Raw genomic sequence first — 13,077 nt, forward strand, 5'->3', positions numbered from 1 at the left:
AGTTCGAACAAAAAGCGCAAAGATCGGGCGTCTATGATCGGTTAAATCGATTTGTTGCGCGCCGCCCAGTATTGCTCGGCGGTTTCGAACGCTTGCTCGCGACTTTGACCGAGACCGCGCAGGGCCAAGGCCATGGTCGAGATCAGGGCCATTTGCGGATAGCTGTCGACCACCTCGCCACGCCACACCGCTTTCAGATGTTCAACGTCCAGCGTGGCCGGTTTGACGTGGCGCTGGCTCGACAGTTGCGGCCATTCCTCGTCCCAGCTCTCGCCGCCCTTCGTGCCGTACAGATGGCTGTCGGCATCCGGGTTGATCTCGATTTCGCCGCCATCGCCCTTGACCACGATCGCCGTGTCGCCGAGCAGACCGCTGGCCTCGCGATGCACCGCCTGATAGCCCGGGTGGAAAATGCTTTGCAGGCCACAACGGGCGCGCAGCGGATTGAGGATGCGTGCCAGCGAGTGAATCGGCGAGCGCAGGCCCATGGTGTTGCGCAGGTCGATCATCTTCTGCAACTGTGGCGCCCAGTCGATCAGCGGCATGAACGCCAGACCGCCGTGGTCCAGCGCGCTGCCGACCTGCGCCCAGGTGCGGCAGAGCTGGATGTTCAGCTCGCCAAGCAGTTGTTCGGTGTACAGACGTCCGGCGGTGTGCGCGCCGCCGCCGTGCATGAAAATCCGCACGCCGTTTTGCGCCAGGCACTTGGCCGACAGCAGGTACCACGGCAGATGGCGTTTCTTGCCGGCATAGGTCGGCCAGTCCAGATCGACATTCAGCGTTGGCGCTGACAGGCGCTCGCGCAAGGCTTCGGTGAAACCGGCCATTTCTTCCGCGCTTTCTTCCTTGTGCCGTAGCAGCATCAGAAAGGCCCCGAGCTGGGTGTCTTCGACTTTGTCGTCGAGCACCATGCCCATGGCTTCCCGCGCTTCTTCACGGGTCAGGTCGCGTGCGCCACGTTTGCCCTTGCCGAGGATCCGCACGAACTGCGCGAACGGGTGCTCGGCGGGCGTTTCAAGGGTCAACGCTGGAAAATCGGTCATAAGCAATTCGTCGGTTTGGGCAGGCCCGCCAGTTTCGCGGCGAGTTTGGCAGGGGTGCCTTTGAACAGTCGGTTCAGGTGCAGGCTGTTGCCTTTGTCCGGGCCGAGTTTGAGTGCGGTGTACTTGATCAACGGGCGGGTGGCTGGCGACAACTGGAATTCTGCGTAAAAGCTGCGCAGCAGTTCGAGGACTTCCCAGTGTTCCGTAGTCAGTTCGATGTCTTCAGCGGCGGCGAGGGCGCTGGCAACGTCATGGGACCAGTCGTCGAGGTCGACCAGAAAGCCGTCCTTATCCAGTTCGATGGCGCGGGCGCCGACAGTCATCGAGTTCATAGCCAACTGTTGACCTTGTCGTGGTGGATCGACAGTTCGACGAAGGCCGGGTAATCGATGGCTTCGGCCCAGTCGGGAGCAACGATGGCACGGGCCTGCAGGTCTTCGGCGAGGGCGAACAGCTTGACCCGGCGCTCGTTCAGCGTGGCGAATGGCGCAGTGCCCGGTTGCAGGGCGTAAACCGCATCACCGGATAACAGTAAGGCGTCGGCAGCGCCGATCACGCGCAGGCAACTGCTCAGGCGATCATCGCCGAACGGGGAATGAGACAACACATGCAAAGTCGACATCAGAGGGTGATCACCTGGTCGTAACGGTCAATAAGGGTGGTGATTTCGCTGGCGCCGAGCGGCTGCGCTTCGTCCAGCGACAGCGTGCTCAGGCCACGGGCGCTGGCGCTGTCGGTGCAGTAGAACAGTTCTTCAACGCCGAACATCGGCAGCGCCTGCAGATTGGCACTGAGGTCTTTCTGTTGCAGGGCCTTGGCGTTCTGCCCGGCGGCCAGTTGCAACACGCCATCGTCGAGAAACAGCAGGCCGATCGGCAAATCGAACGCGCCGCCGGCCAGCACGACGTCCAGCGCTTCGCGGGCGCCGGGGCCGGACCATGGCGACTGGCGGCTGATGATCAACAGGGATTTGGCCATTTCACGCGCCTCCGAAACAGATCAGTCGATCGGCGTCCTGCACCGCGTCGTGCAACTGGCCGAGGCCGGACAATTCCCATGGCGCGCTGACCGCGACGGCATCACGCTGGTAGCGTTTGGCTTCTTCGTCATTCAGCACGCCACGGCGCAGGGCGGCGGCGATACACACCACACCGTCCAGTTGCTGCTCGCTGATGAACGCGCGCCACTGTTTGGGCAGGTCCAGTTCGTCCTGCGGGGTGACCACCGCGTCGGAGGCGTTGTAGACGCCGTCCTGATAAAAAAACAGCCGGACAATCTCATGCCCGCCGGCCAGCGCAGCCTGCGCAAACAGCAGGGCACGGCGCGAGGAGGGCGCATGGGCGGCGGAAAACAGCGCGATGGCGAACTTCATGACGGACTCGATCAGCAAAACTGCGGCCATGATAAAGCTTTATGAAGGCAGCCGCGAAACCAAGTGAAGCACATGCCCTCTGTGGGAGCGGGCTTGCTCGCGAAGGCGTTGGGTCATTCGACACATCTTTGACTGATGCACCGCTTTCGCGAGCAAGCCCGCTCCCACAGGATCGTATTTCAGCGCGGCATATAGCCCAGTTGCCAACGCCGCGGAATGCTCAGGGACAGCACGCCCAGCACCGCCGCCAGCAAGCCGCTGGCGAACAATGCCCGAAGTCCGAAATGATGTTCCAGCACTGCGCCGAGTATCGCGCCGATGAACATCCCGCTCCACGGCACCAGTTGCACCCGCCAGCCATTACGCCGCTCGCCGAGCATCCAGCGCCCCAGTCCACGGCCGAACCGCGACAGCGCTCCGGTCACGTATGTCAGGCCCACCGGCAGGCCATTCACTTCCTCGACCGCCGCGTTGAGCATGCCCATCGCGATGATCGCCGCCAGCAACGCCGGCAGTTGCGTGTCATACGGCCAGGCCGCCGCCAGACAGAGCAGGGTGGCGATGCACAGCAACAAGGGCAATGTGCGCCGGCCACCGAGGCGCCCGATCACGATCCCCAAGGCATTACCGATCACGAAGGTGACGACGAGGATGATCAGGCGCAAAGTCAGTCCGAGGTCGCCGTCACTGATCGCCACCGCCAGCCGCGTGGTGTTGCCGCTCATGAACGAAACGAAATCGCCGCTGGCCATGAAGCCGATCGCGTCGGTCATGCCCGCCAGCACTGACAGGCTGGCCACCAGCGCCAGACCGATGCGCCCGCGCCATTTCTGCCGATGCAGATGCCCGGAAGTGGCGCGGTGAGTCGAAGTGGAGGGCAGCATCGGCGACGATATCCTTCAGCGGCGGTTACGGTTCCAGCCCATACAATTCGCAGTAATCTTCCCAGCGCATGTGGGCCATTTCCGCTACCTCGCGATGCACCTCCATGCGCTGGGCCTGATAGTCCTCGGGCGTTGCGGCCGTCAGGAGCAAGGTCAGTTCCCAGGCGAACAGGCCTTGATTCTCCGCTTCGGCCTCGAAGGCTTCGTGCAGGCGTTCTTCACGATACTGCGCAGCGGTTTCACCCTTGGCCTGGGCCAGCAGCGGATTGAGATGATCGAGGGTTTCGCGCAATTCGGGGCGCGCGTCGAGAAACAATTTCAGGGCTTGTTCATGTCGCTGGTCGGTGGGCGCCATGTGTGTTCCTTGTGAGGCTGATGACCCTAGGGTGCCGGAGCGGCTGCCGCATGTCGCGCTATAAATGCAGTAAAGCAGAACGATTTTGCCTGTAGCGGTGATACAGTCCGCTTTTTTCTGAATGAGCGAATGCAATGCGAATTCTGATGGTAGCGCTGGCCGCGACCCTGCTGGCTGGCTGCGCGGGTTCGGTGATGGACGATTCTCGCACCAAAGCCCCGTACAAGGTTCTGACCTCGGACAAGCCGGAGAAAGTTGTCGCTCAGTGCGTACAGTTCGGCTGGCAGGACGAAGCAGTGTTTGGCGTGGACGCCGGAGCGTATCTGCAACCGGGCAAGAAGGGTGGCTCGACGGTGTACACCCGTTCCGCAGAGTCATTTGTCGACGTGACCAGCGATGCGTCGGGAACCGTGCTCAACTACTACGCGCAGAAGGACGATTTTGTTGCCAAGCGCCGGTTGGCGGCGTTGGCGACCTGCCTCTGATCATGCGTTGGAAGCGGCTGCCGTTATCGCCAGCAGGCTCGCTCCCACTTTTGAAATGCATTCCATTGTGGGAGCGAGCCTGCTCGCGAAGGGCCCTTGAGGTTCAACCCTTCAAGCGCTTCTGGAAATAGTGCCTGCTATGCCCCGGCGGGTAATCAACGATCTCGCCAAACTGGCTGAATCCCAGCTTCTGGTAGAACGCCGGCGCCTGAAAATCGAAGGTGTCCAGCCAGATGCCCAGGCAGTTCTTCTCCTTGGCCAGATTTTCCGCCATGGCCATCAGTTCCGAGCCGATGCGTTGGCCGCGACCCTGTTCCGGGACGCACAGCAACTCGATGTACATCCACTGGAAGATCACCCGGCCGTACAAACCGCCGAGAATCGCGTCGTGTTCATCGCGCACCAGCAGGGCGAAAGGTTCAGAGGTGGAACCACCGGTCCGGGCGTCGTTATACGCAATCAAAGGCTCGAGAATGGCTTTGCGCTGTTCTTCCGTAGGGTTCTGCGACAGCTCGATTCGCAACGTCATGTGCAACTTCCTTGTGAGATGAACCGCCAGCCTATCCTGCCCGGGGAGCGTCTTCCAAGTCCTTCCTCATCCCTTTGGAACCGCCGCTGTCGCGCCGGGGTCTAGCTTTTACAGCGTCATTCCGAACGCGGTTGATGAGGATCCCCCATGAATATTTTCGAAGCCCTTCGCGAAAGCCACGACCGCCAGCGCAGTTACGCCAAAGCCCTGGTCGAAACCAGCGGCGACACCCCGGAGCGGGTTGAAGCCTATAAACAGCTGAAAGCCGAGCTGCAGGCCCACGAAACCGCCGAAGAGCGCCACTTCTACATCCCGCTGATGGAGTTCGACAACGGTGTTGACCTCAGTCGCCACGCCATCTCCGAGCACCATGAAATGGACGAGATGATGGAAGAGCTGGACGAGACCGAGATGTCCAGCCCGGCGTGGCTGGCAACGGCGAAGAAGCTCTCCGACAAAGTCCATCACCATCTCAAGGAAGAAGAGCAGAAGTTCTTCCAGATGGCCGGCAAATTGCTCGATGACAAGCAAAAGGAACAACTCGCTGGCCAGTACGAAAAGGAGTACCAGGCGCAACTGCCATGAGTACTGAATGCCAGTTTTTGCAGTGTCGGCGTGTAGGCCTTTGGCCATGCGTTGGGTGGGTCTTGTCGTAATAGGCTGTATATTCATCCAGTGTTTTCGGCGTTTTTGACTTGAGACGCCGATTGACTGCGACAAAACCGCCGATGGACAAAAAAACCACCTCCGTTAGCTTGAAGGCCTCTCCTCGGACAGGAGAGTTCTTAAATCAACGGAGTGAAAAACATGAATCAACCACAAGCTCAAACCCAACTGCGACACGGTCGCGTCACCTCTCCAGCCAGCCGCGGTGCGGTAGCCATCGAGCAAGGATTGCTCGGTGCCTGGCAGGTCAACGAAATGGAAGGCGGCAAGAACTTCCCGGCGCTGACGGCAGGACCTTTTCCTGCTCCCTATGGCAGCGACAGTGACAGTGTCACGCCGCCCGCCGACGGTTACATCCTCAGCGGTGGCAAGACCGATGCCCGTGACTGCGTGAACTTCACCGACGAGGAAATGAGCAAAAAGCTCAATCGTCCGTTCAGCTGGCCACTGCTCAGTGTGACCCCGGGCCAGACGCTGGAAGTGAAGTGGGAATACACCGCGCCACACACCACCCGTGGTTATCGCTGGCTGATCACCAAGGATGGCTGGGATCCGAAACAGCGTATTTCCCGTGCACAACTCGAAGCGCAGCCTTTCGCCGAAGACTTCTACACTCAAGTGCCGTATTACAGCTATCCGGGGGAATTGAAGGCCAAGGTCAATCATTCGGTGAAATTGCCGGCCACCAAAAAGGGCCGTCACGTTATCGTGCTGATGTGGATCGTCGCCAACACCGGCAACGCGTTCTATCAGGCGTTCGACGTCGACTTCAAATAACGGCGTTACGCTCAACCCACAGGTTCTGAAGGATTAGAACATGTCAAATATCGACTTCACGCTAGTGCAAAACCAGGCGGCCGACGCGGCCGCGCTGATGCCGAGCATCGCCGGCAAAAAAATACTCATGGGCTTCTGGCACAACTGGCCGGCGGGTCCAAGTGACGGCTATCGTCAGGGCCGCTTCGCCGAAATCGCTCTGGAAGCGGTGCCCAAGGAGTACAACGTGGTCGCGGTGGCGTTCATGAAGGGCAGCGGGATTCCAACCTTCAAGCCGTACAACGTCTCCGATGCCGAGTTCCGGCGTCAGGTCGGCGTGCTCAACAGCCAGGGGCGGGCGGTGCTCTTGTCCCTGGGTGGCGCCGATGCGCACATCGAGTTGCGGGCCGGACAGGAACAACCACTGGCCAATGAGATTATCCGTCTGGTGGAAACCTACGGCTTCGATGGGCTGGACATCGATCTTGAACAGAGCGCGATTGATTTCGCCGCCAACAAGACCGTGCTGCCGGCCGCGCTGAAACTGGTCAAGGATCACTACGCAGGCCAGGGCAAGCACTTCATCATCAGCATGGCCCCGGAGTTTCCGTACCTGACCACCAACGGCAAATACGTCGGATACCTGCAGGCACTGGAAGGCTATTACGACTTCATCGCGCCGCAGTTCTACAACCAGGGCGGCGACGGGGTCTGGGTACCGGAAGCCAATAATGGCAATGGTGCGTGGATCGCGCAGAACAATGATGCGCTGAAAGAGGACTTCCTCTATTACCTGACCGAAAGTCTGGTGACCGGCACCCGGGGCTTCACCAAAATCCCGGCGGACAAATTCGTCATCGGCCTGCCGGCCAACGTCGATGCGGCGGCCACCGGTTACGTGATCGACAGCACCGCCGTCGGCAATGCGCTCAAACGTCTGGCGATCAAAGGGCTGCCGATCAAGGGCCTGATGACCTGGTCGGTAAACTGGGACAACGGCGTCAGCAAGGATCGCGTGCCGTATGGCTGGGAATTCAGTCGGCGTTATGGACCGCTGATTCACGGAGCGAAAACAGCGGCACAGGAAACGGATGACACGTTGTCGCGCGTCGCCCGTTAGCAGCAATTAAAGAGCCCGGTAGCGCTGCCGGGCTTTTTTGCGTGGGCCAGGCAAACAATGCCCGGATGTGAGTCATAGCGGAGCGGGTTGTTTATCCGATCGGGACGCGCTCGATACATTGAGTGAATGACTTGACGAGATCCAGCAAGCAGGCAGCCGCCTGATTGATCTGCGTATCGGTAAGCGCCGCGTAACCAATCAGCACGCCGGGTTTGACCGCGTGACTGCTGGTGAATGCGGATACCGGTTGCAGGCAAAGATTGAAGAGGGCAGCCCGTGCGCAGAATTCTCTTTCATCAATGTCTGCGGGTAACCAGAGCACAAAATGTAATCCGGATTGCTCGCCGGAAATCTGCAGATCAGGGTTTTCTCGCAGCTGTGAGATCAGCAAATCGCGTCGATGTTGATACGTCTGTCGCGAGATGCGCAAATGCCGTACATATTTTCCGGTGCAGAGAAACTGGTTGAGTGCGAGCTGACCCAGTATGCCGGGCGTCTGGCCGGTGTCTTCGATGAGGTTGATGACTTTCTTCTGTAAATGTTTGGGAATGACCATGAAGCCCAGACGAAAGTTGCTGAACAGGGTTTTATTGAAGCTGCCGCAGAAAATCACCCGGTCGTTTGTATCTATTGATTTGATGGCGGGCAGGGGAGCACTGCCATAGTTGTACTCGCTGTCGTAGTCGTCCTCGATGATGATCGCATTGGCTGCGGTCGCCGAGGCCAGCAGGGCCTTGCGGCGTGCCATGCTCATGCAGACACCCAAAGGAGCCTGGTGAGAGGGCGTGACATAAATGGCCTGAACCGGACTGGCGGGTGACAGCGCTTCAACGATCAGACCTGCATCGTCCACTGGAATATCGATGATTGTGTTGCCGGAACAATTGAATATCCGCCGGGCCCAGTAATAGCCGGGATCTTCCATGGCAACGACGGCCTCTTTTCCCAATACCCGGCTGATAAGGTCGAGACAGTGCCTGATGCCGTGGGTAATCACGATGTCCTGAGGTGAGCAGTCAATTCCCCGGTAGATCTGGATATGGTCGCAAATGGACTTGCGCAAGTTCTCGTCACCGCCGAGTGACGAGGCCGATACTGCGGTGGCGAGGTCTTTGGCGGAAGGTGTGCATAACGACTTTACATCTTTTTCTTCGAGCAATCCCGGATCGGCCAGTCTGGCAATAAACGGTACATACGGCTGTAAATAAGTAATGGGAGCAGGTGAATCGGATGACCGGTGAGTATCAAGTTCGACTTGCAGTTCCTTAGTTCTGGCGGCGGCGATCAGATTATCCGGCAATGTTGCGCAGACTATCGAGCCGGCACCTCGCTTGCGAATGATGAAACCTTCTTCGCGCAATTGATCGAAAACAGTTTCCAGGGTCCCTCGGGAAACTCCCCATCTTTGCGCAAGCGTACGCGTGGAGGGCAGCGCTTCGCCGGATTGGAGCCGACCGGAACTGATCAGGTGTTCAAGGAAACGGCACAGAAGCTGATGTTTGGTGGACAGCGAATGTTCGGTCAATTCGAACGGCAAGACTAGGTCGAGGCCAACTGGCCGCTTACCTCTGGTCATAGTGGTACACACCAAAATCCATTTAATGGATCTTCATCTTAGCGCGGCATACAAATACGCTCAACGCCGCTCAAGCTAACGCGTTGAGGGGTGGCGCGCGAGTCATTGGGGTCAAGAGAAACTGGATTGGTATAGGGATATCGTCGGCAATGACTGCTTTTGAAAAACTGTCAACACTCAATAAGACTAATCATCGCGAGCCGCAACTAAAGATTGCGATAGTCGGAGGGGGTGCAACAGCGATTAGTGTAATTGATGCGTTGCAGCGCGACGTTAAGCTGAAAAATATGGATGTTGCAATTACTCTCTATGAGCCTGACAAGAAAATAGGTCCAGGTCGCGCTTATCAAAACGATGGTGATTATGGATTGATTAATCGCCAGGCCCGATTCATGTCCGTGAAAAGTGACGATCCCCGGCACTTTGTAGGATGGGTCACTCATAAATATGGAAGTGCACTGGCGCAACTTGATTTCTTGCCCCGTCACTATTTTGGTGAGTACCTGTCCGATTGTTTTGCCGAGCAAGTGGCGCTGGCGCGCGACCTCAAGCGGCCGATTCGGGTGATCGGGCAAAAGGTCACCAGCCTGACAATGCACGATGACAAAGCGGTCGTCGGTGTCGAAAACGGGCCGCAACAAGTGTTCGACCGGGTGATTCTGTGCATCGGTACCGCAGAGCCGGCGGATATCTTCTCGTTGGCCTGCTCCCAAAACTACATCGGCAATCCGTATCCGATGTGGACCAAGTTTTCCGCGATTGGCGGCGACGATCAGGTGGCGATCATTGGTTCCAGCCTCTCCGCTGTCGATGCAGTCCTGGCCCTGAATGCCCAGGGACACCGCGGCAAGATCGTCATGCTGTCGCGCAATGCGCTGCTGCCAGCGGTGCGCATGCCGCATCACGACTTCACTTACAAGGTCATCACCCGCGAACGCATCGAAGAGCTGCGTGATGAAGCGGGGATGATCTCCTGGTCGAAATGGCTTGGCCTGATCACCTTCGAACTGACAGCCCAAGGCGTGGATCTGGAGAAGCTCAAGGCTGAACTGGCGCCAGGTCAACTGCCGTTCGAGCGGCTGGAGCGCCATCTTCAAGCATCGGCCCGTGGCGAAAAGTGGCTGTCCATCCTGATTGATATTGCCAACGACTACGTCGAGCTGGCCTGGGACAGCCTGAGTGCGGGCGATCGCAGTTATTACATGGCCAACTATCACTCGATTTTCATGAGCCTGTGCAACCCGATGCCTCCGGCAACGGCCAACAAGTTGCGCAACATGCTCGAATCCGGACACCTCGTGATTCGTCCTGGCCTGAAGGGCGTGGAACTGAGTCCCGGTGGCGGTTTCGTCCTGAATTACCAGGCAGGCGCCTGTCATGCCGACTGGGTCATCAACGCCACGCGATCTGAAACCGGTGGTGTCGGGCAGACCGGTACCGAGCTGGTGTCTTCGATGGTCAACAATGGCGTCGCTCAGCACCATCCGTTTGGTGGCCTGCACGTGTCATTCGGTTCGCACAAGGTCATCGACCGCAGTGGCAAGGCCAGCGACGCTATTTATGCCTTGGGCCAACTGGCTGCCGGTAACCATTACTACACCAGTTCACTGGCCATGATCACACGTCAGATCGATCGGGTTCTGCCGCATTTGCTGACGACTGATCAATACCTCAAGGAGCTTTCTGCGTGAAATCCAGCCGCCCCGGAATCCTGTTACCTGCAGCGTTGTTGTCGGCCGTAATCGTGCCGCAGCTCGGACTCGGTCTGATGACGCCCACCGTTGCAAAACTGGCGGAGGAGTTTCGAGTCCCCCATGAGGCGATTCAGGAAACGTTTGTTGTTTACATGATCGGGTATGCGTTGTCCGTGGTATTGGCGGGGATTCTTGCCGATCGTATCGGAGCCCGTCGCGTACAGATTTCGGGGTTGCTGATTTGTGCTGCCGGGTGCCTGCTTGCAGCGTTCTCGGACTCCTTTTACCTGTTTGCGGTTGCGCGTTTCATGCAGGCCCTCGGAGGTTGTGTAGGGACCGTAACCACCAGGCTGATCGTGAAATCCGATTATCCGGAAAGCAAACGCCTGCGAATTCTCACCACCCTTGCCTCGGCGATAGCGCTCACGCCGTGTATCGCACCGTTGCTCGGCGGCATGTTGTTACCTTCGCTGGGATGGCGCTGGATGATGGGCGGCGTGGGGATGTTCAATCTCGCGGCATTGGTGCTTTTCTGGCAGGTCGACACCTCCCCGGGGGCATCGGATTCGACGGGGCGCAGCATCATTGCCGTTTATGCCGCCAACTTCAGAAATGCGGATTATCTGGCTTATGCCGCCGGCATCAGTCTGGTGTGGATGAGTTACTTCGTGTTCCTGTCCTGTTCGACTTATGCGTTGCAGACGGAACTGGGCATGTCCAGCCTGGGTTACGGCGCGGTGATCTCCCTGTGCGCCGTCGGTTATGTGATTGGCAGTACGTTGGCGCGAGCATTGAGCGCCAGGTGGGCGTTGAACGAGATCCTGCTGCTTGGAAGCAGGGTAGGCATGGCCGGGTGCATGTTGCTGGGCATTCTGCTGTCGGTGTTTGGCAGTGTGCTGCCGGCGCTGCTGATTCCGATGGTGTTCATTCTGTTGTCGGTCGGGATGGTGATTCCCGCGACTCAGGCCGGGCTATTGAAGAGTGTCAGTCGCGATATCGGTATTTCCTCCGGGCAGTTTTTCTTTTTCCAGATGGCGGCGGGGGCCGGTTACGGTTTGCTGGTCAGTTCCTTTTCCGAACTGGGCGTTCGTGGCCTGGCACTGTTTATCGCCATTCCGATGGTCGTGTTGTTCGTTTTCCTGAATATGTCGCGGGCACTGTCGAAGTCCCCGGAAGAACAGTTGAAGGCAGTCTCTCGGACCTGAGTTTGCTGTTGCTGCGACCCTGATAAAAAAAACAAGGATGTGTAGTCGTGCAGTATCTGAAATCGCTGAAGTTGAACAGTGTGTGTTATGACATTCGTGGCCCGGCACTGGAGCAGGCCAGAAAGATGGAGGAGGACGGCCAGCGCATTCTCAAGTTGAATATCGGCAATCCCGCGCCCTTCGGTTTCGAGGCGCCCGACGAGATACTCCAGGATGTGATCCGTAATTTGCCGACGGCGCAAGGTTACAGTGACTCCAAAGGCTTATTCAGCGCCCGCAAGGCCGTCATGCAGTACTGTCAGCAGAAGCAGATCGAGGGCGTCGGCGTCGACGATATCTACCTGGGCAATGGCGTCTCCGAGCTCATTGTGATGTCACTGCAGGCGCTGCTGAACAACCGCGACGAAGTGCTGGTGCCTGCTCCAGATTATCCGTTGTGGACCGCCGCGGTGAGTCTTGCCGGGGGCAATGCGGTGCACTACATGTGCGACGAGCATCAGGACTGGTGGCCGGACCTCGATGACATACGGGCCAAAATCACCCCCAACACCCGAGCGCTGGTGATCATCAACCCCAACAATCCCACCGGTGCGGTGTATCCGCGAGACGTGCTGCTGGGAATGCTGGAGATCGCGCGCCAGCACAATCTGGTGGTGTTCTCCGACGAGATCTACGACAAGATTCTCTACGACGAGGCGGTGCACATCAGCACCGCCTCGCTGGCGCCGGACCTGCTGTGCCTGACCTTCAACGGGTTGTCCAAGTCGTACCGGGTGGCCGGGTTTCGTTCCGGCTGGCTGGTGATTTCCGGGCCGAAGCAGCATGCCGCCGGCTACATCGAAGGCATCGACATGCTGGCGAACATGCGCCTGTGCGCCAACGTTCCGGCCCAGCATGCGATCCAGACCGCGCTGGGGGGTTACCAGAGTATCAATGACCTGGTCTTGCCTCAGGGGCGTCTGCTCGAGCAGCGTAACCGGGTGCATGAACTGCTCAACGCTATTCCTGGCGTCAGTTGCGTCAAGCCGATGGGCGCGCTGTACGCATTTCCAAGGATCGATCCGAAAATTTGCCCGATCAAGGATGACGAAAAGTTTGTCCTCGAACTGCTGATGTCGGAAAGGCTGCTGGTGGTTCAGGGAACCGCGTTCAACTGGCCCGCACCCGACCATTTTCGCGTGGTCACGTTGCCGGCATTGCCGGACATCGAAGACGCCATGGCGCGGATTCATCGATTCATCAGCAGCAGGTCAGTCAACAACCTGAGCGTTCGTCGAGTGGCGAATAACGCCCGGGACCTGTGGCCGGTCTTCTGATTCCAGACGCAGATCAAGTAAGCAAGTTGTCATGCCTGACGTAAGTTCGTGGCAGGTGTGACAGCGCAAAGTGCCA

The 13,077-nt window shown here is 58.5% G+C and carries 14 protein-coding genes and 2 pseudogenes; 7 read left to right on the forward strand and 9 right to left on the reverse strand.

Translation table 11 applies throughout. The annotated features are described in order from the left end of the window. Positions 1 to 41: 41 nt before the first annotated feature. From AC3WMV_RS10510 to AC3WMV_RS10540, 7 genes are all read right to left on the reverse strand, one after another. Positions 42 to 1,043: a glycosyl transferase family protein gene (locus AC3WMV_RS10510; RefSeq protein ID WP_103369439.1), complete on the reverse strand. Its 1,002-nt coding sequence runs from the start codon at positions 1,041 to 1,043 to the stop codon at positions 42 to 44. Then, positions 1,040 to 1,375, reverse strand: coding sequence for a TusE/DsrC/DsvC family sulfur relay protein (locus AC3WMV_RS10515; protein WP_103369440.1), 336 nt, complete (start codon positions 1,373 to 1,375; stop codon positions 1,040 to 1,042). The genes AC3WMV_RS10510 and AC3WMV_RS10515 overlap by 4 nt, the downstream gene beginning before the upstream one ends. Continuing rightward, positions 1,372 to 1,665 carry a sulfurtransferase complex subunit TusB gene (tusB, locus tag AC3WMV_RS10520; protein WP_027614680.1) on the reverse strand — a complete coding sequence of 98 codons (294 nt, stop codon included), beginning with the start codon at positions 1,663 to 1,665 and terminating at the stop codon, positions 1,372 to 1,374. Before tusB ends, AC3WMV_RS10515 begins: the two co-directional genes overlap by 4 nt. Beyond that, on the reverse strand, positions 1,665 to 2,021 hold the full coding sequence (gene tusC / locus AC3WMV_RS10525) for a sulfurtransferase complex subunit TusC (protein ID WP_103369442.1): 357 nt from the start codon (positions 2,019 to 2,021) through the stop codon (positions 1,665 to 1,667). Before tusC ends, tusB begins: the two co-directional genes overlap by 1 nt. A 1-nt stretch (position 2,022) precedes the next feature. After that, a complete protein-coding gene (gene tusD / locus AC3WMV_RS10530; RefSeq protein WP_027614682.1) occupies positions 2,023 to 2,415 on the reverse strand; it encodes a sulfurtransferase complex subunit TusD in 393 nt (130 codons plus the stop codon). Positions 2,416 to 2,594: 179 nt separating this feature from the next. Then, complete coding sequence (locus tag AC3WMV_RS10535; protein ID WP_027614683.1) at positions 2,595 to 3,299, reverse strand: YoaK family protein; 705 nt, start codon at positions 3,297 to 3,299, stop codon at positions 2,595 to 2,597. A 25-nt stretch (positions 3,300 to 3,324) separates the two neighbouring features. Beyond that, complete coding sequence (locus AC3WMV_RS10540) at positions 3,325 to 3,654, reverse strand: DUF6388 family protein (RefSeq protein WP_027614684.1); 330 nt, start codon at positions 3,652 to 3,654, stop codon at positions 3,325 to 3,327. Positions 3,655 to 3,788: 134 nt separating this feature from the next. On the opposite strand from AC3WMV_RS10540, the gene AC3WMV_RS10545 reads away from it, so the two are divergent. After that, positions 3,789 to 4,139 carry a hypothetical protein gene (locus AC3WMV_RS10545; protein ID WP_097088098.1) on the forward strand — a complete coding sequence of 117 codons (351 nt, stop codon included), beginning with the start codon at positions 3,789 to 3,791 and terminating at the stop codon, positions 4,137 to 4,139. A 103-nt stretch (positions 4,140 to 4,242) separates the two neighbouring features. Here the strand turns inward: AC3WMV_RS10545 and AC3WMV_RS10550 are convergent, their stop codons facing one another. Beyond that, positions 4,243 to 4,668, reverse strand: coding sequence for a GNAT family N-acetyltransferase (locus AC3WMV_RS10550; protein WP_103369444.1), 426 nt, complete (start codon positions 4,666 to 4,668; stop codon positions 4,243 to 4,245). A gap of 147 nt (positions 4,669 to 4,815) precedes the next feature. On the opposite strand from AC3WMV_RS10550, the gene AC3WMV_RS10555 reads away from it, so the two are divergent. From AC3WMV_RS10555 to AC3WMV_RS10565, 3 genes and pseudogenes are all read left to right on the forward strand, one after another. Next, positions 4,816 to 5,253 carry a hemerythrin domain-containing protein gene (locus AC3WMV_RS10555; RefSeq protein ID WP_027614687.1) on the forward strand — a complete coding sequence of 146 codons (438 nt, stop codon included), beginning with the start codon at positions 4,816 to 4,818 and terminating at the stop codon, positions 5,251 to 5,253. Between the two features lie 222 nt (positions 5,254 to 5,475). Continuing rightward, positions 5,476 to 6,111 carry a lytic polysaccharide monooxygenase auxiliary activity family 9 protein gene (locus tag AC3WMV_RS10560; protein ID WP_027614688.1) on the forward strand — a complete coding sequence of 212 codons (636 nt, stop codon included), beginning with the start codon at positions 5,476 to 5,478 and terminating at the stop codon, positions 6,109 to 6,111. Between the two features lie 40 nt (positions 6,112 to 6,151). Continuing rightward, positions 6,152 to 7,174 (forward strand): annotated as a pseudogene (locus tag AC3WMV_RS10565) (chitinase); the annotation flags it as partial. Positions 7,175 to 7,301: 127 nt separating this feature from the next. Here the strand turns inward: AC3WMV_RS10565 and pdxR are convergent. Then, a complete protein-coding gene (gene pdxR / locus AC3WMV_RS10570; protein WP_158248895.1) occupies positions 7,302 to 8,747 on the reverse strand; it encodes a MocR-like pyridoxine biosynthesis transcription factor PdxR in 1,446 nt (481 codons plus the stop codon). 188 nt (positions 8,748 to 8,935) lie between these two features. On the opposite strand from pdxR, the gene AC3WMV_RS10575 reads away from it, so the two are divergent. The 3 genes and pseudogenes from AC3WMV_RS10575 to AC3WMV_RS10585 all read left to right on the forward strand — a co-directional run. Continuing rightward, the gene (locus AC3WMV_RS10575) at positions 8,936 to 10,477 is read left to right on the forward strand and encodes an FAD/NAD(P)-binding protein (protein WP_081730309.1); all 1,542 of its coding nucleotides are present in this window, start codon (positions 8,936 to 8,938) and stop codon (positions 10,475 to 10,477) included. Continuing rightward, the gene (locus AC3WMV_RS10580) at positions 10,474 to 11,685 is read left to right on the forward strand and encodes an MFS transporter (protein ID WP_103369449.1); all 1,212 of its coding nucleotides are present in this window, start codon (positions 10,474 to 10,476) and stop codon (positions 11,683 to 11,685) included. The genes AC3WMV_RS10575 and AC3WMV_RS10580 overlap by 4 nt, the downstream gene beginning before the upstream one ends. Before the next feature lie 47 nt (positions 11,686 to 11,732). Next, positions 11,733 to 12,926, forward strand: a pseudogene (locus tag AC3WMV_RS10585) (pyridoxal phosphate-dependent aminotransferase); the annotation flags it as partial. Positions 12,927 to 13,077 lie beyond the last annotated feature (151 nt).

It is taken from the genome of Pseudomonas sp. FW305-3-2-15-E-TSA4 (genome assembly GCF_058787295.1).

Excerpts from the sequence above, each read along its gene's own strand:
- AC3WMV_RS10510 (WP_103369439.1), bottom strand. The coding sequence starts at position 1,043 with ATGACCGATTTTCCAGCGTTGACCCTTGAAACGCCCGCCGAGCACCCG.
- AC3WMV_RS10515 (WP_103369440.1), bottom strand. The coding sequence starts at position 1,375 with ATGAACTCGATGACTGTCGGCGCCCGCGCCATCGAACTGGATAAGGAC.
- tusB (WP_027614680.1), bottom strand. The coding sequence starts at position 1,665 with ATGTCGACTTTGCATGTGTTGTCTCATTCCCCGTTCGGCGATGATCGC.
- tusC (WP_103369442.1), bottom strand. The coding sequence starts at position 2,021 with ATGGCCAAATCCCTGTTGATCATCAGCCGCCAGTCGCCATGGTCCGGC.
- tusD (WP_027614682.1), bottom strand. The coding sequence starts at position 2,415 with ATGAAGTTCGCCATCGCGCTGTTTTCCGCCGCCCATGCGCCCTCCTCG.
- AC3WMV_RS10535 (WP_027614683.1), bottom strand. The coding sequence starts at position 3,299 with ATGCTGCCCTCCACTTCGACTCACCGCGCCACTTCCGGGCATCTGCAT.
- AC3WMV_RS10540 (WP_027614684.1), bottom strand. The coding sequence starts at position 3,654 with ATGGCGCCCACCGACCAGCGACATGAACAAGCCCTGAAATTGTTTCTC.
- AC3WMV_RS10545 (WP_097088098.1), top strand. The coding sequence starts at position 3,789 with ATGCGAATTCTGATGGTAGCGCTGGCCGCGACCCTGCTGGCTGGCTGC.
- AC3WMV_RS10550 (WP_103369444.1), bottom strand. The coding sequence starts at position 4,668 with ATGACGTTGCGAATCGAGCTGTCGCAGAACCCTACGGAAGAACAGCGC.
- AC3WMV_RS10555 (WP_027614687.1), top strand. The coding sequence starts at position 4,816 with ATGAATATTTTCGAAGCCCTTCGCGAAAGCCACGACCGCCAGCGCAGT.
- AC3WMV_RS10560 (WP_027614688.1), top strand. The coding sequence starts at position 5,476 with ATGAATCAACCACAAGCTCAAACCCAACTGCGACACGGTCGCGTCACC.
- AC3WMV_RS10575 (WP_081730309.1), top strand. The coding sequence starts at position 8,936 with ATGACTGCTTTTGAAAAACTGTCAACACTCAATAAGACTAATCATCGC.